Consider the following 24,091-nt stretch of genomic DNA (forward strand, 5'->3'; position numbering starts at 1 on the left):
CCTCAGCGACGATTAGCCCAGCGCAAACGCAACCACTCCAGGTCTTCAGGCCGGGTGACCTTGATATTGTCCGAACGCCCCTCGATCAGGCGCGGCGTCTGGCCCGCCCATTCCATCGCCGAGGCTTCATCGGTGATGGTTGCATCGGCCACCAGGCTATCCGCCAGGGCCCGGTGCAAGGGACCCAGGCGGAACATCTGCGGCGTATAGGCCTGCCAGATCAAACTGCGGTCGATGGTTTCCAGGACCCGCCCGTGCTTGTCGACGCGTTTGAGCGTATCCCGCGCCGGCACGGCCAGTAGCCCACCCACCGGGTCATCGGCCAACTCACCGAGCAAGGTATCGAGATCGCCACGGGACAAATTGGGCCGCGCCGCATCATGGACCAACACCCAATCGTCCTCCACCGCCCCCAGGGTATGCAGGTGCAGCAAGGCATTGAGTACCGAATCGGCCCGTTCGCCGCCACCATCGACCCGCTGGATACGCGAATCCGTGGCACAAGCAAGGCCCGGCCAGTAGGGATCGTGGGCGGCAAGGGCAATCACCAGGCCCTTCAAGCCCGGATGATCGAGGAAACAGCCAAGGCTATGTTCGAGAATCGTGCGTCCGCCCAGGGACAGATACTGCTTGGGACGGTCCGCGGCCATACGGGCACCGACGCCCGCGGCAGGAATCACGGCCCAGAAGGCCGGTAGAGAGAATTCAGTCATTGCGCCAGCTGATAAAGGGTTTCACCGTCCTTGACCATGCCCAGTTCATGGCGAGCACGTTCTTCAACGGTCTCCATGCCTTTCTTCAGTTCAAGAACTTCCGCGTCAAGCACGCGATTACGCTCCAGCAGACGCTCGTTTTCGGCATGCTGTTCGGCAATTTGCTGTGTCAGGTCGGCTACCTGCGCCAGGCTCCCATTGCCCACCCAAAGGCGGTACTGCAGGCCAGCCAGCAGCAAGAGCAGAACGAGGAACAACCAATTGGGACTGCGCATCGAATTTCAGTTATCCAGTGGAAAAGACAGCCATGCCAACCATTTCGAACCGACTGATAGCACGAAGCCTGGAAGAACCAGGCTTGTGCTCTCAAAGCATCAGATTAGTGCTAAAAAACTCGCGATAGCGACTTTTCCGACACAATCTGGTGTCTTTTTACCATCTACTGCTTAACCGCGAAACTCGGAGCGACCGTTGTACTTGGCCTTGGCGCCCAGTTGCTCTTCGATACGCAGCAGTTGGTTGTACTTGGAGACGCGGTCGGAGCGGCACAGCGAACCGGTCTTGATCTGGCCTGCAGCGGTACCCACGGCCAGGTCGGCAATGGTCGAATCCTCGGTTTCACCGGAACGGTGCGAGATCACCGCAGTATAGCCGGCGGCCTTGGCCATCTGGATGGCTTCCAGGGTTTCGGTCAGGGTGCCGATCTGGTTGAACTTGATCAGGATGGAGTTGGCGATCTTCTTGTCGATGCCTTCCTTCAGGATCTTGGTGTTGGTCACGAACAGGTCGTCGCCCACCAGCTGGGTCTTCTCGCCGATCTTGTCGGTGAGAATCTTCCAACCAGCCCAATCGGACTCGTCCAGGCCATCTTCGATGGAGATGATCGGGTAACGCTCGGTCAGGCCTTTCAGGTAGTCGGCGAAACCTTCGGCGGTGAACACCTGGCCTTCGCCGGACAGGTTGTATTTACCGTCTTCGTAGAATTCGCTGGCCGCGCAGTCCAGGGCCAGGGTCACGTCGGTGCCCAGCTTGTAACCGGCATTGGCCACGGCTTCGGAGATCACTTTCAAAGCGTCTTCGTTGGAGGCCAGGTTCGGCGCGAAACCACCTTCGTCACCGACAGCGGTGCTCAGGCCACGGGCCTTCAGCACGGCTTTGAGGTGATGGAAAATCTCGGTGCCCATGCGCAGGCCTTCGGAGAAGGTCTTGGCGCCAACCGGCTGAACCATGAATTCCTGGATGTCGACGTTGTTGTCGGCATGCTCGCCGCCGTTGATGATGTTCATCATCGGCACCGGCATGGAGTAGACACCCGGCGTGCCATTGAGGTTGGCGATGTGTGCGTACAGCGGCAGGTCCTGGTCCTGGGCAGCAGCCTTGGCGGCGGCCAGGGACACGGCGAGGATGGCGTTGGCGCCCAGGGTCGCCTTGTTCTCGGTACCGTCCAGGGCGATCATCGCGTGGTCCAGGGCCTTCTGGTCGGAAGGGTCCTTGCCCAGCAGCAGCTCACGGATCGGGCCGTTGATGTTGCCGACGGCCTTCAGCACGCCCTTGCCCAGGTAACGACTCTTGTCGCCATCACGCAGTTCCAGCGCTTCACGCGAACCGGTGGAAGCACCGGACGGCGCGCAAGCGCTGCCGATGATGCCGTTGTCCAGAAGCACGTCCGCTTCCACGGTGGGGTTGCCACGGGAGTCGAGAACTTCACGACCTTTGATGTCGACGATTTTTGCCATTGTTGTAAACACTCCAAAGTTGACGAAAACGACGCAGCTGAAGGAAATCTTTGATCGTCGGCAAGCGAATGAAAAATGGGCAGCCTTGCAGACGAAAAGGCTCTGAACCCGAGTCCAGAGCCTTGAATCGTGCGGTACTTTACCGGAGATTTAAGGATTACGCGGTTTCTACCGTCGGAAAACTCTTCACCAGTGTGTCCAAAGCCTTGAGTTGGGCCAGGAACGGTTCCAGCTTGTCCAGGCGCAGGGCACAAGGCCCGTCGCACTTGGCGTTGTCCGGGTCCGGATGCGCTTCCAGGAACAGCCCGGCCAGACCCTGGCTCATGCCGGCCTTGGCCAGGTCGGTGACCTGGGCCCGACGGCCACCGGCGGAATCCGAGCGACCGCCCGGCATCTGCAGGGCGTGGGTCACGTCGAAGAACACCGGGTATTCGAACTGCTTCATGATGCCGAAGCCGAGCATGTCCACCACCAGGTTGTTGTAGCCGAAGCTCGAACCGCGCTCGCAGAGGATCAACTGGTCGTTGCCCGCTTCCACGCACTTGCTCAGGATGTGTTTCATTTCCTGGGGCGCGAGGAACTGGGCCTTCTTGATGTTGATCACCGCGCCGGTCTTGGCCATGGCCACCACCAGGTCGGTCTGGCGCGACAGGAAGGCCGGCAACTGGATAATGTCGCAGACCTCGGCGACCACGGCGGCCTGGGCCGGCTCGTGGACGTCGGTAATGATCGGCACGCCAAACGCCTGCTTGATGTCCTGGAAAATCCGCATCCCTTCTTCCAGGCCGGGGCCACGGTAAGAGGCGACGGACGAACGGTTGGCCTTGTCGAAGCTGGCCTTGAATACGTAAGGAATACCGAGTTTCTCGGTCACTTTCACGTACTCTTCACAGACCTGCATCGCCATGTCCCGGCTTTCCAGTACGTTCATGCCGCCGAACAGCACCATCGGCTTGTCGTTGGCAATCTCGATGTCGCCTACGCGGATGATCTTTTGGGCCATGCTCTTATCTCTCCGAGATCACGCGTTCTTCTGGTGTTGAGCCAAGGCAGCCTTGACGAAACCGCTGAACAGCGGATGGCCGTCGCGCGGGGTCGAGGTGAACTCGGGGTGGAACTGGCAAGCGACGAACCATGGATGATCCGGGGCCTCGACCACTTCCACCAACGAGCCATCACCGGAGCGACCGGAAATCTTCAGGCCGGCTTCGATGATCTGCGGCAGCAGCTTGTTGTTCACTTCGTAACGGTGACGGTGACGCTCGACGATCACGTCCTTGGCATAGCAATCGTGCACCAGGGATCCGGCTTCGAGCAGGCAATCCTGGGCACCGAGGCGCATGGTGCCGCCCAGGTCGGAGCTTTCGCTACGGGTCTCGACCACGCCGGTGGCATCTTCCCACTCGGTGATCAGGCCGACCACCGGGTGACCGCTGGTGCGATCGAACTCGGTGGAGTTGGCGTCTTTCCAGCCCATCACGTTACGGGCGAACTCGATGACCGCCACTTGCATGCCCAGGCAGATACCCAGGTACGGCACCTTGTTCTCGCGAGCGTACTGGACGGCGGTGATCTTGCCTTCCACGCCACGCAGGCCGAAACCACCAGGAACCAGGATGGCGTCAACGCCTTCGAGCAGTGCGGTGCCCTGGTTTTCGATGTCTTCGGAGTCGATATAACGCAGGTTGACCTTGGTACGGTTGGTGATGCCGGCGTGACTCATCGCTTCGATCAGCGACTTGTAGGCGTCCAGCAGCTCCATGTACTTGCCGACCATGGCGATGGTGACTTCGTGTTCCGGGTTCAGCTTGGCGTCGACCACCGCTTCCCACTCGGACAGGTCGGCACCGCCACATTGCAGGCCGAAACGCTCGACGACGAAATCATCCAGGCCCTGGGAGTGCAGGATGCCGGGGATCTTGTAGATGGTATCGGCGTCTTCCAGCGCAATCACCGCACGTTCTTCAACGTTGGTGAACTGGGCGATCTTGCGACGCGACGAGATATCGATCGGGTGGTCGGAACGGCAGACCAGCACGTCCGGCTGCAGGCCGATGGAGCGCAGCTCCTTGACCGAGTGCTGGGTCGGCTTGGTCTTGGTTTCGCCGGCGGTGGCGATGTACGGCACCAGGGTCAGGTGCATCAGCATCGCGCGCTTGGCGCCGACTTCGAAACGCAACTGGCGGATGGCCTCGAGGAACGGTTGCGACTCGATGTCGCCGACCGTGCCGCCGATTTCCACCAGGGCCACGTCGGCATCGCCGGCGCCCTTGATGATGCGGCGCTTGATCTCGTCGGTGATGTGCGGGATCACCTGGATGGTGGCGCCCAGGTAATCACCACGACGCTCCTTGCGCAGCACGTGCTCGTAGACACGGCCCGTGGTGAAGTTGTTGTTCTGGGTCATGGTCGTGCGGATGAACCGCTCGTAGTGACCCAGGTCCAGGTCGGTCTCGGCACCGTCGTGGGTGACGAAGACTTCACCGTGCTGGAACGGGCTCATGGTGCCCGGATCGACGTTGATGTACGGATCCAGCTTGAGCATGGTGACTTTCAGTCCCCGCGCCTCCAGGATGGCCGCCAATGAAGCCGAGGCAATGCCTTTCCCCAATGAAGAAACAACACCGCCCGTGACGAATATGTAGCGCGTCATGAAAAACCCTAGAAGTCTGCGTTAAAGCGGTCCGAGCCGCCGGGGAAAGCGAAGGAAGGCCGAAGCCCCCGATTACCTGCGATCATCACAGTGCACCTTTCGAAAAACTGCTGCGTTGAGACGGTCCGCAGGGTTGAACCCGCGGTACGGTGCGCGCTACACATTTTTTGGAATCGCCCGGCAAAGACAGCCTGGTAATCGGCAACTCCTGCAATTGCTGGCAATCCACAGAAGTTGTATCAAGAAGGGAGCGTAGTCTACCGGAAAGCGCCTTTCAGCTCAAACCTTGATCGCTCGAAGGTGGCTGCCAATGCAAATGCCAGTCACCCAACGCCCCGCCGTCCAGGCCCGGCAGGTTCGCCACGGCCAGCAATTCGTCGCCTCGATAGAGCAGCGGCAATCGGCCGCGGACAAACCAGGGCACCCCACTTTCGTTAAGCAGGCGCTTCAGATCGCGGTGTCCGCGGTCCGGCAGGTGCAAAACCTCACCACCCTGACGATAGCGAACCTGCAAGGGACCGGCCGGTGCCTCGCCGACCACCAGCAGTTCGCCATTGTCCGGCAGCTCCAGCGGTCGATTCGGGCAGTTCCAGGCGATATCCGCCGACGGCTGGCGCAACCAGGACCCGCTCAACCACCATAAATGCTCGTCGGCACGGTGCAGCTCGCCCTCGGCCAGGCGCCATTTCGGCCGGGCATCATGGGCGGCATCGCGCAGATCATCCCAACCAGCCCAATGGTCGCTGTCCGGCAGCCGGGTCAGCGGTGCCAGCCAATGCCGCAGGGCGTTGCGCTGCCGGGCCGGAGACAGGTCGATCAAGGCGTCGAGGGCCAGCGACGGTATGCCCAGCCAGACGTGCCGGGAATGCGCCAGGGCATCGTCGAGGTCGACTTCAGCCAATTCGTCGAGCAGTTCCTGGGCCTCGCGCAGGTGCGCGGCGCTGCGCACCATGCTGCTCACCGCTTGCGGCCAGCGCTCGGTCAGTCCGGGAAAAACCCGGTGACGGAGGAAGTTGCGCGAGAACTGCTGGTCACTGTTGGACGGGTCTTCGATCCAGCGCAGCTTGTGCTGACGGGCATAACCCTCGAGCTCGGCCCGGGAAACGTCCAGCAGAGGCCGCACCAGATAGCCGCCGCCGACCTCGCGCTGCGCCGGCATGGCCGCCAGGCCACGCACCCCGGCGCCGCGCAGCAGTCGAAAGAGCAGGGTTTCGGCCTGGTCTTCGCGATGCTGGGCGGTGAGCAGTACGTCGTGCAACTGGGTGACCCCGGCAAAGGCCAGGTAACGCGCATCGCGGGCGGCGCGCTCAAGACTGGCGCCCAATTGCACGCTGACACGGATCACCTGCAAAGGTATCCCGAGTTCATCACAGACGGCCTGGCAATGTGCCGGCCAGCCGTCGGCCGCCGCCTGCAGCCCGTGATGGACATGCAAGGCGGCAATCCTGGGCAGGGGCCGGGTTTTCGCCAGGCTGGCGAGCAGGTGCAGCAGCACGGTGGAGTCCAGGCCGCCGGAGAAGCCGATCCGCCAGGTCTGGGCATTACGCCAGGGCGAAAGGGCTTCGAGCAGCCTGGAAGGCAGATCGATATCAGGCTGACGCATGGGTTGCCCCCCGCGCTGGCTCACGAACGATAACGCGCGCTATCAGAGACCGTAGCTCATCAGACGCTCGTAACGACGAGCCAGCAGCGCATCGTTGTCGAACTTCTTCAGCATAGCCAACTGCGTGCTGAGTTCGGCACGAATCGAGGCCGCCGCCTTGGCCGGATCGCGATGGGCGCCGCCCAGGGGCTCGGAAATCACTTTGTCGACGATCCCCAGGCCCTTGAGGCGCTCGGCCGTGATGCCCATGGCTTCGGCGGCGTCCGGGGCTTTATCGGCGGTTTTCCACAGAATGGAAGCACAGCCTTCCGGGGAAATCACCGCGTAAGTCGAGTACTGCAGCATGTTCAACTGGTCGCACACGCCGATGGCCAAGGCACCGCCGGAACCACCCTCACCGATCACGGTGGCGATGATCGGCGTTTTCAGCCGCGCCATCACCCGCAGGTTCCAGGCAATCGCTTCGCTCTGGTTGCGCTCTTCGGCGTCGATGCCCGGGTAGGCACCCGGGGTGTCGATAAAGGTCAGGATCGGCATCTTGAAGCGCTCGGCCATTTCCATCAGGCGGCAAGCCTTGCGGTAGCCTTCCGGACGCGGCATACCGAAGTTGCGACGGACCTTCTCGCGCACTTCACGGCCCTTCTGGTGGCCGATAATCATCACCGGCTGGTCGTCCAGGCGGGCAATACCGCCGACAATCGCCGCGTCGTCGGAGAAATGCCGATCGCCGTGCAGTTCGTCGAACTCGGTGAAGATGTGGTTGATGTAGTCCAGGGTATACGGACGACGCGGGTGACGCGCCAGACGCGCGATCTGCCAGCTGGTCAGCTTGCCAAAGATATCTTCGGTCAGCGTGTTGCTCTTGTCCTGCAGGCGGGAGATCTCATCGCCGATATTCAGCGAATTGTCGTTACCGACCAAGCGCAGCTCTTCGATCTTGGCTTGCAGGTCAGCGATCGGCTGTTCGAAATCAAGAAAATTCGGGTTCATAAGCATCCGTCTTGGGTCGAGCACAGTAGTTTTTACACAGCCTGGCCGGCCGATTGATCTGTATCGCGCCCTACCTTACGGGATATGGCGCGCTCAGGTCGAGATTAAAAATAGGGTCAAGGTCGGCGCGCACCAAGTGCGCCACCGTCCTAACGGTATTGGAGGAAGACGTTGTCTCGCCCGAACTGGTCACGCAATGCCTGAATCAGACTGTCCGCCGGGTCGATCCGCCAGCTCTCGCCGAACTGCAACAAGGCCTTGGCGTCGCTGCCGGTGTACTCCAGGGTGATCGGGCAGGCCCCCCGGTGCTTGCCGAGCAATTCCCCCAGCCAGCGCAGTTGATCGCCCTTGAGCGCGGCACTTTGCAGCTTCAGGCGCAGGCTTTCGGCCAGGTTGGTGCGCGCATCTTCCATGCTCATCACCCGCTTGACCCGCAGGCGCAGGCCGCCGGAGAAGTCGTCGTTGCTGACCTCGCCTTCGACCACCACCATGGCATCGGTCTGCAGCAGCGACTGGGCCGACATGAAGGCATCGGCGAACAACGAGGCCTCGATCCGTGCCGAACGGTCGTCGAGGGTGATAAAGCCCATCTTGTCGCCTTTTTTGTTTTTCATCACCCGCAGGTTGATGATCATCCCGGCGACTGTCTGGGTATCCCGGGCCGGCTTCAGGTCGATGATTCGCTGACGGGCAAAGCGGCGGATCTCGCCTTCGTACTCGTCGATCGGGTGACCGGTGAGGTAGAGGCCGAGGGTATCTTTCTCGCCCTTCAGCCGCTCCTTGAGGGTCAGTTCCTTGGCCTTGCGGTGATTGGCGTAGACATCGGCATCTTCTTCGACGAACAGCCCGCCAAACAGGTCGGCATGGCCGCTGTCGTGGGTCCGCGCAGTCTGCTCGGCGGCCTTGATCGCCTCTTCCATCGCCGCCAGCAACACCGCGCGGTTACGGTCGATATTGGCCTGGTAGGCCTTGGTCTCGTCATGGAAATACGGGCCAAGGCGATCCAGCGCCCCGCTACGGATCAAGCCGTCGAGGGTGCGCTTGTTGATACGCTTGAGGTCGACCCGGGCACAGAAATCGAACAGGTCCTTGAACGGTCCCTCCTGGCGTGCTTCGGTGATCGCCTCCACCGGCCCTTCGCCGACGCCTTTGATCGCGCCGAGGCCATAGATGATCCGGCCTTCGTCGTTCACCGTGAACTTGAACTCCGAGGCGTTCACGTCCGGCGCGTCGAGGCGCAGCTTCATGGTGCGCACTTCCTCGATCAAGGTCACGACCTTGTCGGTGTTGTGCATATCCGCGGACAGTACCGCGGCCATGAACGGCGCCGGGTAGTGGGCCTTCAGCCAGGCGGTCTGGTAGGAAACCAGGCCGTAGGCGGCGGAGTGGGATTTGTTGAAACCGTAACCGGCGAATTTCTCCACCAGGTCGAAGATGTTACCCGCCAGGTCCGGATCGATATTGTTGCTCGCGCAACCTTCGATGAAACCGCCGCGCTGCTTGGCCATTTCCTCGGGCTTTTTCTTACCCATGGCCCGGCGCAGCATATCCGCGCCGCCGAGGGTGTAACCGGCCATGACCTGGGCGATCTGCATCACCTGTTCCTGATACAGGATGATGCCGTAGGTCGGCGCCAGCACCGGCTTGAGGCCTTCGTACTGGTAATCGGAGTGCGGATATGCCAGTTCGGCGCGACCGTGCTTGCGGTTGATGAAGTCGTCCACCATGCCGGACTGCAGCGGGCCCGGACGGAACAGCGCCACCAGTGCGATCAGGTCTTCCAGGCAGTCGGGCTTGAGCTTCTTGATCAGCTCCTTCATGCCACGGGATTCCAGCTGGAACACCGCCGTGGTCTCGGCCTTCTGCAACAGGCTGTAGGTCGGCTTGTCGTCCAGCGGGATAAAGGCGATGTCCAGCGGCGGTTCGTTGACCTTGGCGCGATCCCGGTTGATGGTCTTCAGCGCCCAGTCGATGATCGTCAGGGTCCGCAGGCCGAGGAAGTCGAACTTCACCAGGCCGGCCGCCTCCACGTCGTCCTTGTCGAACTGGGTCACCAGGCCGTCGCCTTCCTCGTCGCAGTAGATCGGCGAGAAGTCGGTCAGCTTGGTCGGCGCGATCACCACGCCACCGGCGTGTTTACCGACGTTACGCACCACGCCTTCGAGCTTGCGCGCCATCTCCCAGATTTCCGCCGCTTCTTCATCGACCTTGATGAAGTCGCGCAGGATCTCTTCCTGCTCGTAGGCTTTTTCCAGGGTCATGCCGACTTCGAAGGGGATCATCTTCGACAGGCGATCCGCCAGGCCGTAGGACTTGCCCTGGACCCGCGCCACGTCGCGCACCACCGCCTTGGCGGCCATGGAACCGAAGGTGATGATCTGGCTCACGGCGTTGCGGCCGTACTTCTCGGCCACGTAGTCGATCACCCGGTCGCGACCATCCATGCAGAAGTCGACGTCGAAGTCGGGCATGGAAACCCGTTCCGGGTTGAGGAAACGTTCGAACAGCAGGTCATATTCCAGCGGGTCGAGGTCGGTGATCTTCTGGACGTAGGCCACCAGGGAACCGGCACCCGACCCCCGGCCAGGACCAACGGGCACGCCGTTGCTCTTGGCCCACTGGATAAAGTCCATCACGATCAGGAAGTAACCGGGGAAACCCATCTGGATAATGATATCCAGCTCGAAATTCAGCCGGTCGACATAGACCTGGCGCTTGGCTTCATAGTCTTCGGTGGTGTCCCTGGGCAGCAGGACCGACAGGCGTTCTTCGAGGCCGTCGAAGGACACCTTGCGGAAATATTCGTCGATGGTCATGCCATCGGGGATCGGGAAGTTGGGCAGGAAGTGCTTGCCCAGTTTCACTTCGATGTTGCAGCGCTTGGCGATCTCGACGCTGTTTTCCAAGGCGTCGGGCAGGTCGCTGAACAGCTCGGCCATTTCCTCGGCGCTTTTGAGGTATTGCTGGTCGCTGTAGTTCTTCGAACGGCGCGGATCATCGAGGGCCCGGCCCTCACCGATGCAGACGCGGGTTTCGTGGGCCTCGAAATCTTCCTGCTTGATAAAGCGCACATCGTTGGTCGCTACCAGCGGCGCACCCAGCTTGTCGGCCAGGGCCACGGCGCCGTGCAACTGCTCTTCGTCGTTGGGACGGTTGGTACGCTGGACTTCCAGGTAGAAACGGTCCGGGAACACCGCCATCCATTCGCGGGCCAGGGCTTCGGCTTCAGCGGCGTTGTCGCCGAGCAGGGCCATGCCGATCTCGCCCTCCTTGGCCGCCGAAAGCATGATCACGCCTTCGCAGGCCTCGGCCACCCACTCGCGCTCGATGATGACCATGCCGTTGCGCTGGCCATCGATATAGCCACGGGAAATCAGCTCGGTGATGTTGCGGTAGCCGACGCCGTTCATCGCCAGCAGGCTGATGCGGCTCAGCGGGGCATCGGGATCCTTGTTCGACAGCCACAGGTCGGCGCCGCAGATCGGCTTGATCCCGGCGCCCATGGCGGCCTTGTAGAACTTGACCAGGGAACACATGTTGTTCTGGTCGGTCACCGCCACGGCGGGCATGTTCAGGCCGTTCAGGGCCTTGACCAGCGGCTTGATCCGAACCAGGCCGTCGACCAGGGAGTACTCAGTGTGCAGGCGTAGATGAACGAATGAAGCCGGCATAGTGATCCTGTCTAATCTGTAGAAACAACAAGGCCCGGATTGTACCGGGCCTTGGCTAAAACATCAGCAGCGTTAAAGTTCGCCGGACCGCCCATGACTCTCATAGGCCAGCCGTACCGGCGCGAAGGAGCGTCGGTGAATCGGCGTCGGCCCCAGCCGCTGCAAGGCTTCCAGGTGCACCGGTGTCGGATAGCCCTTATGCCCGCCGATGCCATAACCCGGGTAGATCAATTCGACAGCTGCCATTTCACGATCACGGCTGACCTTGGCCAGGATTGACGCCGCCGCGATCGCCGGCACCTTGCTATCGCCCTTGACCACCGCTTCGGCTGGCATCGGCAACTTCGGGCAACGGTTGCCGTCGATCATCGCCAGCTTGGGCTGGATATGCAGGCCTTCGACCGCCCGCTGCATTGCCAGCATGGTGGCATGCAGAATGTTCAGTTCATCGATTTCCTCGACTTCGGCGCGGGCGATACACCAGCTCAGGGCCTTTTCACGGATTTCATCGTAGAGCTTTTCGCGCCGGGCCTCGGTGAGTTTCTTCGAGTCGTTGAGGCCGAGGATCGGGCGCTTGGGATCGAGGATCACCGCCGCAGTCACAACCGCGCCGCAAAGCGGGCCACGACCGACTTCGTCGACACCGGCCACCAGGTCTTCGGCATCGGCCACCAGGGTGAAGTCCAATCCCATCTGCATTTTCACGCTACTCATACGGTTTTGCCGATCAGCTTCAACACTGCGTCGGCGGCCTGGTTCGAGGCATCCAGGCGCAAGGTGCGATGGATTTCGTCGAAGCCCCGGGTCTGCTCTTCGCCGCCCTCGATCAGCGGCGACAGGGTCTGCGCCAGGGCCTCGGGGGTTGCGTCATCCTGCAACAGCTCGGGCACCAGCAAACGCTGGGCCAGCAGGTTGGGCAAGGAGATGTAGGGGCTTTTTACCAGCCGCTTGAGAATCCAGAAGGTCAGTGGCGCCAGACGATAGGCGACCACCATCGGACGCTTGTACAACAGGGCCTCCAGCGTCGCCGTACCCGAGGCGATCAACACCGCGTCGCAGGCGGCCAGGGCCTTGTGGGACTGGCCGTCGAGCAGGGTCAGCGGCAGATCGCGCCCCACCAGCAAGGCCTCGATCTGGGTACGCCGTTGCGGGCTGGCGCAGGGCATGACAAAACGGATAGCGGGGTGCATCTCCCGCAGGCGTTGCGCGGTATCGAGGAACAAGCCGCCCAGGCGCCCGACTTCGCCGCCACGACTGCCCGGCATCAGCGCCACCAACGGACCGTCCGGCAAGCCGAGTTCGGCCCGAGCTTGCCCACGGTCGGCCTGCAAGGGGATGGCGTCGGCCAGGGAATGTCCGACAAACCGCACCGGCACGCCCTTCTCTTCATAGAAGCGCGCTTCGAAAGGGAACAGCGTCAGCATCAGGTCACAGCCTTCGCGGATCTTCAGCACCCGCTTCTGCCGCCAGGCCCAGACCGAAGGGCTGACGTAATGCACGGTCTTGATCCCGGCACGGCGCAGCTTGAGTTCGATATTCAGGGTGAAATCCGGCGCATCGATGCCAATAAACACATCGGGCTTTTCGGCAATCAACGTCTGGATCAGCAATTTGCGGCGCTTGAGCAGCTCAGGCAGACGGCCAAGCACTTCCACCAGGCCCATCACCGACAGCCGCTCCATGGGGAAATAGGAAACCAGGCCTTCGGCCTGCATCAGCGGGCCACCGACCCCGATAAACTCGACTTCAGGATGCTTGGCCTTGAGCGCCCGCATCAGACCAGAGCCGAGAATGTCGCCGGAGGCTTCCCCGGCGACCAGCGCAATTCGCAAAGTCGCCATGATCAGCGGGTGATGCCGCGGGTCGAGGACTGGATCGAATCGAGAAACACCGCCACTTCCGGGTACTGCGCGGCAGGTTCGGCCAGCTCGGCGATGGCTTGTTCCACCGTCAGCCCCTGGCGGTACACCACCTTGTAGGCCCGGCGCAGGGCGTGGAGCACTTCCTCGCTGAAACCACGCCGACGCAAGCCTTCGAAGTTCATGCTGCGGGCTTCGGCGGGGTTGCCGAAGACCGTGACATAGGCAGGAACATCCTTGCCGATGGCGGTGCCCATGCCGGAAAAGCTGTGGGCGCCGATATGGCAGAACTGATGGACCAGGGTGAACCCCGAGAGGATCGCCCAATCCCCCATGTGCACATGCCCGGCCAATGCCGTGTTGTTGACCAGGATGCAGTGGTTGCCGATCACGCTGTCGTGACCGATATGGGCGTAGGCCATGATCAGGTTGTGGTCGCCCAGGGTGGTTTCCGAGCGATCCTGTACCGTGCCCCGGTGGATGGTCACACCTTCGCGGATAACGTTGTGGTCACCAATGACCAGGCGCGTCTCTTCACCTTTGTACTTGAGATCGGGCGTGTCTTCGCCTACCGAGGAAAACTGGTAGATGCGGTTGTGTTTGCCGATCCGGGTCGGGCCCTTGAGAATCACATGCGGCCCGATCACTGTCCCCTCGCCGATTTCCACACCTGCGCCGACGATCGACCAGGGGCCGACCTCAACGCCCTCGGCCAGTACGGCCGTGGGATCGATGATTGCGCGAGGGTCAATCAAACTCATACTTTCTGTTCCGCACAGATGATCTCGGCCGAGCAGACCGGCTTGCCGTCAACCGAAGCCTGGCACTCGAACTTCCAGATCTTGCGCTTGCAGCTGATGAACTTGGCTTCGAGGATCAACTGGTCGCCCGGCAGTACCGGCTGGCGGAAACGCAGCTTGTCGGAGCCGACGAAGTAGTACAGGGTACCGTCGGAAGGCTTCACGTCGAGCATCTTGAAACCGAGGATGCCGGCAGCCTGGGCCATGGCTTCGATAATCAGCACGCCCGGCATGATCGGATGCGCCGGGAAGTGGCCGTTGAAGAAAGGCTCGTTGATGCTGACATTCTTGTAGGCACGAATGCGCTGGGCCTCGACATCCAGTTCCACCACCCGGTCCACCAGCAGGAACGGGTAACGGTGAGGCAGGTATTCGCGAATCTCTTTGATGTCCATCATTTCGTGGGGAAGCCTGTAGTAAAGAGTGGGAGCGCGCCACGCGCGGCTCCTCTAGCAAATCAAGAAGGCAGCTTGCGTACAAACCCAGGCGGCTACTTGATATGGAAAATGGTATCAGCCATCTGATGAAGCATTACCGTCCGGGGTCACGTCGCCTACCCGCTTTTCCAGCTGCCGCAGGCGCCGGGCCATGTCGTCGAGCTGGCGAATACGCGCCGCGCTCTTGCGCCACTCGGCGGCCGGCTGCATCGCCGTACCCGAAGAATAGGCACCCGGCTCGGTAATCGAGTGGGTGACCATGGTCATCCCGGTCAGGAAGACGTTGTCGCAAATCTCGATATGCCCCACCAGGCCGACGCCACCGGCGAGCATGCAGTGCTTGCCGATCTTGGTGCTGCCGGAAATCCCGCAGCAGGCGGCCATGGCCGTGTGATCGCCGACCTGAACGTTGTGGGCGATCTGAATCTGGTTGTCGAGCTTGACCCCGTTGCCAATGATCGTGTCGGCCAGGGCACCGCGGTCGATGGCGGTATTGACGCCGATCTCCACATCGTCACCGACGGTCACGCCACCGATCTGGGCAATTTTCTGCCAGATACCCTTTTCATTGGCGAAGCCGAAGCCTTCACCGCCGAGCACGGCACCGGACTGGATCACCACCCGCTTGCCGATGCGCACGTCGTGGTAAAGCGTGACCCGTGGCGCCAGCCAGCCGCCTTCGCCGATTTCACAGCGAGCACCGACAAAACACTGGGCGCCGATGGTCACGCCAGCACCAATCCGCGCAGCGCTCTCGATCACCGCAAAGGCACCGATACTGGCGGTCGGATCGACCTGGGCATCGGCAGCCACCACCGCGCTCGGGTGAATCCCGGCAGGCGCTTTGGGCTTGGGATCGAACAGGTGCGAAATACGCGCATAGGCCAGGTAAGGATCAGCCACCACCAGCGCATCGCCGGCATAACCTTCGGCGTCGGCGGCCTTGAGCAACACGGCGCCGGCCTGGCTGTCAGTGAGGTATTTGCGATACTGGGGATTTGCCAGAAAGCTCAACTGAGCTGGGCCAGCCTCCTGCAAGGTGGCTAGCCCAGTGATTTGTTTCTCCTCGTTGCCACGTAGGGTGGCACCGAGGATCTCGGCCAATTGGCCGAGCTTGATGGTCGCTGTCATGGATTACTTCAGCTGGTTCATGCGCTCGATCACCTGGCGGGTGATGTCGTACTGCGGTTTGACATCGATCACGGCGCCACGCTCGAACACCAGGTCAAAGGCACCTTTCTTGATGACTTCTTCCACGGCGCTATCCAGCTTGGGCTTGAGCTGCTTGAGCATCTCGCGGTCAGCAACGGCTTTTTGCTCGTTCAGTTCCTTGGACTGGAACTGGAAGTCACGGGCCTTTTGCTTGAATTCCAGCTCCAGACGCTCGCGTTCGCCCTGCTGCATCTTGTCGCCACCGGCCACCAGACGATCCTGGATACCCTTGGCACTGCTTTCCAGGGCCTGGAGCTTGGTCAGTTGCGGACCGAACTTCTTCTCGGCATCGACGGCGTACTTCTTGGCTGCGTCGGATTCCAGCAGGGCCATCTGATAGTTCAGGACCGCGATTTTCATTTCGGCAAAGGCCGGGGTCGCTACCAGAACAGTGGCCAGCAGAACCAGTTGAGTCAACTTACGCACAATAAACTCCTACAAAATCCGTTGTCGTTATCTAGGGTCAGGCCGTTAGAAGGTCTGACCGAGGGAGAATTGGAACACCTGGGTTTCAGCGTTATTAGGCTCTTTGACCGGCACGGCCAGGGCAAAACTCAATGGCCCCAGGGCGGTTACCCAGGTCACGCCAACACCCACGGAACTGGCCATATTGCTGAAACTGATGTCGTTGCACTGCGTCTGCGACAGCGTGCCATTGGTGTTACGGACCTGTTCGCACTTGGAGTCGAATACGTTACCCACGTCCCAGAACAGCGAGGTGCGCAGCGAACGCTGGTCTTTCACGAATGGCAGCGGGAACAACAGCTCCGCACCACCTTGAATCAGTACGTTACCACCGAACGGCAATGGATTCGTGCTGGTATCGGCAATCGTACCGGCGTTACCGGTCACATCCACACCGCGACTTGGCGTACCACGTGGGCCCAGGGTACTGTCCTTGAAACCACGTACCGAGTTGAAACCACCAGCGTAGTAGTTCTCATAGAACGGCAGGCCGTTGGTCGAACCATAGCCGTCGCCGTAACCCAATTCGGTATGGAAACGCATGGTGTAGGTGTCGCTCAACGGCTGGAATACCTGACCACGGTAGTCGAGTTTGAAGAACAACAGGTCACTGCCTGGGATGGTGCTTTCCAGGGTCAGGCTCTGGGAGTGACCACGGGTCGCCAGGACGCCTTTGTTCAGGGTCGAATCCGACCAGCCGAGGGAGGCCTTGTAGTTCAGGAACTCGTCGCCCTGGGTGTTAACGAAGTTGAAGATTTCGTCGACGGTGTACTGGCCGGTCTGGATCTTGTCCTGCTGGGCCGTCAGGCCGAAGGTCAGGCGCGATGTCTCGTTGATCGGGTAACCGACGCTGACGCCAGCACCCAGGCTGTCCACGGCATAGCTGGCAACGCTGACATCGAGTTCGCTGTAGTCAGTGGTGCGGTAGAACACGTTGTAGCCCAGGCTGACACCGTCCGGCGTCCAGTAGGGGTCGACATAACCGAAGTTATAGCGGCTCTGGTACTGGCTGCGGGTCAGGCCGATGCTGACCTTGTTACCGGTACCGAGGAAGTTGTTCTGGGTGATCGAACCGCCCAGGATCAGACCGGCGCTCTGGGCAAAACCGACGCTGGCGGTAATCGAACCCGAGGCTTGCTCTTCCACGGTGTAGTTCACGTCAACCTGGTCATCGACACCCGGAACAGCCGGGGTTTCGACGTTGACTTCCTTGAAGAAGCCCAGGCGTTCAAGACGGGTCTTGGACTGGTCGATCAGGTAGGTGGAAGCCCAACCGCCTTCCATCTGACGCATTTCACGACGCAGCACTTCGTCCGCGGACTTGGTGTTGCCACGGTAGTTGATACGGTTGACGTAGGCACGCTTGCCCGGGTCGACCACGAAGGTGATATCGACGGTGTGATCGTCATCGTGCGGCGTCGGTACGCCGTTGACGTTGGCGAAAGTGTAGCCGTCGTTACCCAGGCGGCGGGTGATCAGTTCCGAGGTGGTGGTCATCAGCTTGCGCGAGAACACCTGGCCCTTCTCCACCAGCAGCAGGGACTTGACCTGGTCTTCCGGCACCTTCAGGTCACCACTGAGCTTCACGTCGCGGACCTTGTACTTCTGGCCTTCGGTGACGTTGACCGTGATATAGACGCTTTTCTTGTCCGGGGTGATGGACACCTGGGTCGAGGCGATATCCATGTTGATATAGCCGCGGTCCAGGTAGTAGGAGCGCAAGCGTTCCAGGTCACCGGAGAGCTTTTCGCGGGCATACTTGTCATCGTTCTTGAAGAACGACAGCCAGTTGGTGGTCTTGAGTTCGAACAGATCGATCAGGTCTTCGTCCTTGAATACCGAGTTACCCACCACGTTGATGTGCTGGATCGCGGCGACGGTGCCTTCGTTGATCTTGATCTTCAAGCCCACGCGGTTACGCGGCTCGGGAACGACTTCGGTCTCGACCTCGGCCGAGTAGCGGCCTTGGGCCACATACTGACGCTGAAGTTCGTTACGCACGCCTTCAAGGGTCGCACGCTGGAAGATTTCACCCTCGGCCAGGCCGGATTGTTTCAGCCCCTTCATCAAGTCGTCAGTCGAGATCGCCTTGTTGCCTTCGATATCGATGCTGGCCACCGAAGGTCGTTCAACGACAGTGATGACCAGGACGTTACCTTCGCGCCCCAGCTGGATATCCTGGAAGAAACCGGTTTTGAACAGCGCGCGAGTGGATTCCACCAGGCGACGGTCATCCGCTTGCTCCCCGACATTCAACGGTAACGCGCCAAACACGCTACCAGCGGATACCCGCTGGAGGCCATTGACACGAATATCGGAGATAGTGAAGGACTCGGCGTGAACTTCGGCGATCATCAATACGGTGAGAACCGCAGTTAGCAGCAGACGTTTCATGAAGTCCTTTCTTATTCCAACTGGCAATAAACAAACTGCCGCACAATGCGGCAGATTCGCAATTTTCGCGAAGCGTTACAGTCGACCCAGATCGTTGACCAGGGCAAGCAACATCACCCCAACCACCAAACTGATACCGATCTGAATCCCCCAACCTTGCACCCGATCCGACAAGGGACGACCACGCGCCCACTCGATCAGATAAAACAGCAAATGCCCCCCATCCAGTACCGGGATGGGCAACAAATTCAGAACCCCGAGGCTGATACTCAGATAAGCCAGGAAATTCAGGAAATCAGCGACGCCCGACTGGGCCGAAGCGCCCGCCACTTTAGCAATGGTTATCGGTCCACTCAAGTTTTTTACCGAGAGCTCGCCGAACAACATTTTCTTCAGCGAGTCCAGGGTCAGGACGCTCATGGTCCAAGTGCGTCGAGCACCTTCGCCAATCGCCGCCAGAGGCCCGTAGCTGACCTCTCGAACCATCTCCGGCGGCCAGTCCACCGCCTTGACGCCGGCCCCCAGGTAACCGCTCGCCGCCTTGCCTTCGCCGCGGCTGGCCAAGGTCAGCGGGACGTCGATTTGAGCACCATCACGCTCGACGTGCAGCACAATTTTGGTATCAGGACGTACACGGACCCAATCCACCACCTGCTGCCAATCGTTCAGGGGCTGGTCATTCACCGCCAACAGGCGGTCGCCGGTCTTGAGGCCGGCGGCCTGGGCCGGGCCCTTCGGATCGAGTTCGGCCAGCACCGGCGCCAGCGCCGGACGCCATGGGCGAATCCCCAGAGACTTGATTGGATCGGGCTCGTCGGCGCCTTGCAGCCAATGGTCCAGTGCCAGTTCGCGGGGCGAGTCGGCCGTCGAGCCAGGCTCACGGACCCGCAACTGCAGGGTGCCGCTTTCCCCTAGGCGACGCACCAACTGAAGATTGACCGCGCCCCAACCGGTGGTCGGCTCGCCATCGACGGCGACGATTTCCTGACCGCTGCTCAACCCGGCCTTCTCGGCCAGGCTACCGCTTTCCACGGTACCGATGACCGGACGCACCTGCTGGCTACCGAGCATCGCCAGACCCCAGAAAAACACGATGGCCAGGAGAAAGTTGGCAATCGGGCCGGCGGCGACGATTGCGATACGCTGGCGCACCGACTTGCGATTGAAGGCCTGGTCGAGCAGCTCCGGCGGGACTTCAGCCTCGCGCTCGTCGAGCATTTTCACGTAGCCGCCCAACGGAATCGCGGCGACCACGAACTCGGTGCCCTGGCGATCGTGCCAACGCAGCAGCGGCATGCCGAAGCCCACGGAAAAACGCAGGACCTTGACGCCGCAACGACGGGCCACCCAGAAATGGCCGAATTCGTGGAAGGTCACCAGCACACCCAGGGCCACCAGGGTGCCGACTATCATATAGAGCGCGCTCATTTACTTTCTCCGCAATCCCAGGTGCCGACAGCCCCGAAGGCTACGCCAGATTCAACGCCCGTGGCGACTCAGCCATTGCTCGGCCAGAGTCCTGGCCTTGGCGTCTGCCGCGAATACCGCGTCGAGCTCATTGACCGCAACCACCGGCTCCAGGTTTAAAACGTCCTCGATGATACTCGCGATCTCAAGGTAGCGGATGCGCCGTTCGAGAAATGCCGCTACCGCCACCTCATTCGCCGCATTCAACATCGCCGGCGCACTGCCTCCGGCCTCGGCAGATTCACGGGCCAGGCGCAGACAAGGGAAACGCTGCTCATCCGGGGCCTGGAAGTCCAGGCGCGCCACGGCAAACAGGTCCAGCGGCGCCGCGCCGGAGTCGATCCGCTCAGGCCAGGCCAGGGCATTGGCGATCGGCGTGCGCATGTCCGGGTTCCCCAACTGGGCCAGAACCGAACCATCCACGTAGTCGACCAGGGAGTGAATCACACTCTGCGGGTGGATCACCACTTCGACCTGGGACGGTTTGGCATCGAACAGCCAGCACGCCTCGATCAGTTCCAGCCCCTTGTTCATCATACTCGCCGAGTCGACCGAGATCTTGCGCCCCATCGACCAGGTGGGATGGGCGCACGCCTGCTCGGGGGTGACATCGGCCAGCTCACCCAGCGGCGTCTGCCGGAACGGACCACCCGAGGCGGTCAGCAGGATTCGCCGCACGCCGACCGCCGCCAGGCCACGGGCGTGATCCTGGGGCAGGCACTGGAAAATCGCATTGTGTTCACTGTCGATCGGCAGCAACACCGACCCACTCTTGCGCACCGCCTGCATAAAGAGCGCGCCAGTCATCACCAGCGCCTCCTTGTTGGCCAGCAAGATCTTCTTGCCGGCTTCGACCGCTGCCAGCGTAGGACGCAAACCGGCCGCGCCGACGATCGCCGCCATCACCGCATCGACTTCGGGATCGGCGGCAATCTGGCACAGGCCCGCCTCCCCCACCAGCACTTCGGTCGCCAGGCCCGCGTCACGCAGTTGCTGCTGCAAACCACGCGCCGCGGACGCCTCGGGCACCACCGCATAGCGCGGGCGATGCCGCATGCACAGGGCAAAGAGTTCCGCCAGGCGGCTGAAACCGCTCAAGGCAAAGGCCTGGTAACGCTGCGGGTGACGCGCGATGACATCCAGGGTGCTCAGGCCGATGGAGCCGGTGGCACCGAGTACGGTAATTTGCTGTGGGCGGCTCACGATGCAGCGATCCACAGGAGTACGGCAAAGGTCGGAATGGCCGCCGTCAGGCTATCGATCCGATCAAGAATGCCGCCATGCCCGGGCAGCAGGTTGCTGCTGTCCTTGATCCCCGACTGACGCTTGAACATGCTTTCGGTCAAGTCACCGACCACCGAAATCACCACGATCAGCGCCGCCCCAAGCAGACTGGCAATCATCTGCCCGACGCCCCAACCGCGCACGACCCCGACCACCGCGGTGATCACCAGGCTCAAGGCCAGGCCGCCGTAGGCGCCTTCCCAACTCTTGCCCGGGCTGACCGACGGCGCCAGCTTGCGCTTGCCGAAGGCCTTGCCAGAAAAGTAGGCACCGATATCGGCGCCCCAGACCAGGACCATCACCGCCATGATCAACCAGTTGCCCAACGGCTCCTGCTTGATCAGGATCAGGCCTTGCCAGGCCGGCAGCAGGATCAGGAAACCGATCACCAACTTGCTCGCGGTGGTCGACCAGTGCGCGCTGGTGCGCGGGTAGGTCAGCACCAGGAACGCCGCCAACCCCCACCACAATACCGCCGCCCCCAGCACCCAGGGTGCGAGGTTGGGCAGGATGTACATGAAGAACAACAGCACCGCGACCAGCGCCGCATAGGCCACACGGGCCGGCTGCGCTTCAAACCCCGCCAGGCGCGCCCATTCCCAGGCGCCCAGGGTGACGACCAGGCCGATGAACAGCGCAAAGCCTGCGCCCTCGAGCAGGAAGAACCCGCACAAGGCAATGGGCAGGAGAATGAGTGCCGTGATGATGCGTTGCTTGAGCATTAAACCCGGGCTCCTGCTTCGACCTGTTCGCTCGTTTTACCGAAACGACGCTGGCGGGAAGCAAAATCGGCCAGCGCGTTGCGCATGGCTTCGTGTTTGAAGTCCGGCCAGAACAGGTCGGAGAAATACAGCTCGGCATAGGCCAACTGCCACAACAGGAAATTGCTGATGCGATGTTCGCCACCGGTACGGATGCACAGGTCCGGCAACGGCAGGTCGCCGGTGGCCAGACAGGTCTGCAGCAGCTCGGGGGTAATATCGTCCGGACGCAGATGCCCGGCCTGTACTTCACGGGCCAGACGCTGAGCCGCCTGGGCGATATCCCACTGCCCGCCGTAGTTGGCGGCAATCTGCAGAATGAAGCGATTGCTGCCGGCCGTCGCCGCTTCCGCATCGCGCATTGCCGCTTGCAGCTCGGGGTGAAAGCGCGAGCGGTCGCCAATGATCCGCAGGCTTATATTGTTCTCGTTGAGACGCTTGGCCTCGCGGCGCAGCGCCTTGAAGAACAGGTCCATCAAGGCGCTGACTTCGTCGGCGGGACGCTGCCAGTTCTCGCTGGAGAACGCGAACAGGGTCAATACCTCGACCCCGGCCTCGGCACACACTTCAATGACGGCGCGCACCGCGTCGACGCCAGCCTTGTGCCCGGCAACACCGGGCAAAAAGCGTTTCTTGGCCCAGCGGTTATTGCCGTCCATGATGATTGCAACATGGCGCGGTACCGAGGACGGCACAGCCTGCTTGGTCTTTTCCATGGAAGCGTCCTGACCCTTAAACGGCCATCAGGTCCGCTTCTTTTTGCTTCACGGCCACTTCGATTTCCGCCACGAACTTGTCGGTCAGCTTCTGGATATCGTCAGCCGCACGACGTTCTTCGTCTTCACTGATCTCTTTTTCCTTGACCAGATCCTTCAGGTCACCCAGCACATCGCGACGAATGTTACGCACGGCAATGCGAGCGTTTTCCGCTTCTTCGCGCGCTTGCTTGGTGAAACCACGACGGGTTTCTTCGGTCAGCGCCGGCATCGAGATCAGCAGCAGCTCGCCCAGGTTGGTCGGATTGAGGTTCAGGCCGGCGCTGCCGATCGCCTTGTCCACGGCACCGAGCATGTTGCGCTCGAACGCCACGACCTGCAGGGTGCGCGCGTCCTTGACGGTGATGTTGGCGACCTGCTTGATCGGGGTGTCAGTGCCGTAATAAGGCACCATGACGCCTTCCAGGATGCTTGGGTGAGCCTGCCCGGTACGAATCCGGCCAAATGCATGGGCCAGGGATTCCAGGGACTTCTTCATGCGCTCTTGAGCGTCTTTCTTGATTTCGTTGATCATTGTTGGCCTTCCTCGATCAGGGTTCCTTCAGCGCCGCCATGCACGATGTTCAGCAGGGCGCCGGGCTTGTTCATGTTAAATACGCGCAGCGGCATCTTGTGATCGCGGCACAGGCAGATAGCGGTGAGGTCCATGACACCCAGCTTGCGATCCAGCACTTCATCGTAGGTCAGATGATCGAACTTCTCGGCATGCGGGTCTTTGAATGGGTCCGCGGTGTAAACGCCATCGACCTTGGTCGCCTTGAGCACCACATCGGCGTCGATTTCGATCGCACGCAGGCAGGCTGCCGAATCCGTGGTGAAAAACGGATTGCCGGTACCAGCCGCGAAGATCACCACTTCCTTGGCGTTGAGGTGACGCATGGCCTTGCGGCGATCATAGTGATCGGTCACGCCGACCATGGAAATAGCCGACATCACGATGGCCGAGATATTCGCACGTTCCAGCGCGTCGCGCATCGCCAGTGCATTCATCACGGTGGCCAGCATACCCATGTGGTCGCCGGTGACACGGTCCATCCCGGCGGCACTCAAGGCGGCGCCGCGGAACAGGTTACCACCGCCAATCACCAGACCGACCTGGACACCGATGCCGACCAGTTGGCCGACTTCCAGCGCCATGCGATCCAGAACCTTCGGGTCGATCCCGAACTCTTCCGAGCCCATCAGGGCCTCGCCGCTAAGTTTGAGTAGAATGCGTTTATAGCGAGCTTGATAGCCACTGCCCTGCTGAGCCATTGCGAATCTCTCCTGC

Annotated in this window: 21 protein-coding genes; all 21 read right to left on the bottom strand. The window is 61.2% G+C overall.

Going from position 1 to position 24,091, the window contains the following annotated elements:
- Positions 1–2: 2 nt before the first annotated feature.
- Positions 3–713: a 2-C-methyl-D-erythritol 4-phosphate cytidylyltransferase gene (gene ispD, locus M5B42_RS05070; RefSeq protein ID WP_248745183.1), complete on the bottom strand. Its 711-nt coding sequence runs from the start codon at positions 711–713 to the stop codon at positions 3–5.
- Complete coding sequence (ftsB, locus tag M5B42_RS05075; RefSeq protein ID WP_017906255.1) at positions 710–988, bottom strand: cell division protein FtsB; 279 nt, start codon at positions 986–988, stop codon at positions 710–712. The genes ispD and ftsB overlap by 4 nt, the downstream gene beginning before the upstream one ends.
- A 171-nt stretch (positions 989–1,159) precedes the next feature.
- Positions 1,160–2,449 carry a phosphopyruvate hydratase gene (eno, locus tag M5B42_RS05080; protein WP_103496391.1) on the bottom strand — a complete coding sequence of 430 codons (1,290 nt, stop codon included), beginning with the start codon at positions 2,447–2,449 and terminating at the stop codon, positions 1,160–1,162.
- A 157-nt stretch (positions 2,450–2,606) separates the two neighbouring features.
- Positions 2,607–3,452 carry a 3-deoxy-8-phosphooctulonate synthase gene (gene kdsA, locus M5B42_RS05085; protein WP_248745184.1) on the bottom strand — a complete coding sequence of 282 codons (846 nt, stop codon included), beginning with the start codon at positions 3,450–3,452 and terminating at the stop codon, positions 2,607–2,609.
- An 18-nt stretch (positions 3,453–3,470) separates the two neighbouring features.
- The gene (locus M5B42_RS05090) at positions 3,471–5,102 is read right to left on the bottom strand and encodes a CTP synthase (RefSeq protein WP_103496390.1); all 1,632 of its coding nucleotides are present in this window, start codon (positions 5,100–5,102) and stop codon (positions 3,471–3,473) included.
- A 274-nt stretch (positions 5,103–5,376) separates the two neighbouring features.
- Positions 5,377–6,705 carry a tRNA lysidine(34) synthetase TilS gene (gene tilS, locus M5B42_RS05095; RefSeq protein ID WP_177099789.1) on the bottom strand — a complete coding sequence of 443 codons (1,329 nt, stop codon included), beginning with the start codon at positions 6,703–6,705 and terminating at the stop codon, positions 5,377–5,379.
- Between the two features lie 42 nt (positions 6,706–6,747).
- On the bottom strand, positions 6,748–7,695 hold the full coding sequence (locus M5B42_RS05100; RefSeq protein ID WP_248745185.1) for an acetyl-CoA carboxylase carboxyltransferase subunit alpha: 948 nt from the start codon (positions 7,693–7,695) through the stop codon (positions 6,748–6,750).
- Between the two features lie 149 nt (positions 7,696–7,844).
- Positions 7,845–11,366, bottom strand: a complete 3,522-nt coding sequence (gene dnaE, locus M5B42_RS05105) for a DNA polymerase III subunit alpha (protein WP_248745186.1) — start codon at positions 11,364–11,366, stop codon at positions 7,845–7,847.
- Between the two features lie 72 nt (positions 11,367–11,438).
- Positions 11,439–12,065: a ribonuclease HII gene (rnhB, locus tag M5B42_RS05110; RefSeq protein WP_248745273.1), complete on the bottom strand. Its 627-nt coding sequence runs from the start codon at positions 12,063–12,065 to the stop codon at positions 11,439–11,441.
- Positions 12,066–12,076: 11 nt separating this feature from the next.
- Positions 12,077–13,207, bottom strand: coding sequence for a lipid-A-disaccharide synthase (lpxB, locus tag M5B42_RS05115; protein ID WP_103496385.1), 1,131 nt, complete (start codon positions 13,205–13,207; stop codon positions 12,077–12,079).
- 2 nt (positions 13,208–13,209) lie between these two features.
- Positions 13,210–13,986: an acyl-ACP--UDP-N-acetylglucosamine O-acyltransferase gene (gene lpxA, locus M5B42_RS05120; RefSeq protein ID WP_103496384.1), complete on the bottom strand. Its 777-nt coding sequence runs from the start codon at positions 13,984–13,986 to the stop codon at positions 13,210–13,212.
- A complete protein-coding gene (fabZ, locus tag M5B42_RS05125) occupies positions 13,983–14,423 on the bottom strand; it encodes a 3-hydroxyacyl-ACP dehydratase FabZ (protein ID WP_040064770.1) in 441 nt (146 codons plus the stop codon). The genes lpxA and fabZ overlap by 4 nt, the downstream gene beginning before the upstream one ends.
- A gap of 114 nt (positions 14,424–14,537) precedes the next feature.
- A complete protein-coding gene (lpxD, locus tag M5B42_RS05130; RefSeq protein WP_103496383.1) occupies positions 14,538–15,593 on the bottom strand; it encodes a UDP-3-O-(3-hydroxymyristoyl)glucosamine N-acyltransferase in 1,056 nt (351 codons plus the stop codon).
- A gap of 3 nt (positions 15,594–15,596) precedes the next feature.
- Positions 15,597–16,100, bottom strand: a complete 504-nt coding sequence (locus M5B42_RS05135) for an OmpH family outer membrane protein (RefSeq protein WP_103496382.1) — start codon at positions 16,098–16,100, stop codon at positions 15,597–15,599.
- Between the two features lie 45 nt (positions 16,101–16,145).
- A complete protein-coding gene (gene bamA, locus M5B42_RS05140) occupies positions 16,146–18,533 on the bottom strand; it encodes an outer membrane protein assembly factor BamA (RefSeq protein WP_177099785.1) in 2,388 nt (795 codons plus the stop codon).
- Positions 18,534–18,608: 75 nt separating this feature from the next.
- Positions 18,609–19,961 (bottom strand): sigma E protease regulator RseP, encoded by a 1,353-nt coding sequence (rseP, locus tag M5B42_RS05145; RefSeq protein ID WP_103496380.1) that lies wholly within the window; start codon positions 19,959–19,961, stop codon positions 18,609–18,611.
- A 51-nt stretch (positions 19,962–20,012) separates the two neighbouring features.
- On the bottom strand, positions 20,013–21,203 hold the full coding sequence (gene ispC, locus M5B42_RS05150) for a 1-deoxy-D-xylulose-5-phosphate reductoisomerase (RefSeq protein WP_103496379.1): 1,191 nt from the start codon (positions 21,201–21,203) through the stop codon (positions 20,013–20,015).
- Positions 21,200–22,006, bottom strand: coding sequence for a phosphatidate cytidylyltransferase (locus M5B42_RS05155; protein ID WP_103496378.1), 807 nt, complete (start codon positions 22,004–22,006; stop codon positions 21,200–21,202). Before M5B42_RS05155 ends, ispC begins: the two co-directional genes overlap by 4 nt.
- Positions 22,006–22,761, bottom strand: coding sequence for a polyprenyl diphosphate synthase (uppS, locus tag M5B42_RS05160; protein WP_177099783.1), 756 nt, complete (start codon positions 22,759–22,761; stop codon positions 22,006–22,008). The genes M5B42_RS05155 and uppS overlap by 1 nt, the downstream gene beginning before the upstream one ends.
- 16 nt (positions 22,762–22,777) lie before the next feature.
- Positions 22,778–23,335, bottom strand: a complete 558-nt coding sequence (gene frr / locus M5B42_RS05165; protein WP_100938582.1) for a ribosome recycling factor — start codon at positions 23,333–23,335, stop codon at positions 22,778–22,780.
- Positions 23,332–24,075, bottom strand: coding sequence for a UMP kinase (pyrH, locus tag M5B42_RS05170; RefSeq protein WP_003172271.1), 744 nt, complete (start codon positions 24,073–24,075; stop codon positions 23,332–23,334). Before pyrH ends, frr begins: the two co-directional genes overlap by 4 nt.
- Positions 24,076–24,091: the final 16 nt, after the last annotated feature.

This window comes from Pseudomonas sp. MWU12-2037 (assembly GCF_023242345.1).
GTDB classification, from domain to species: Bacteria; Pseudomonadota; Gammaproteobacteria; order Pseudomonadales; family Pseudomonadaceae; genus Aquipseudomonas; species Aquipseudomonas gingeri_D.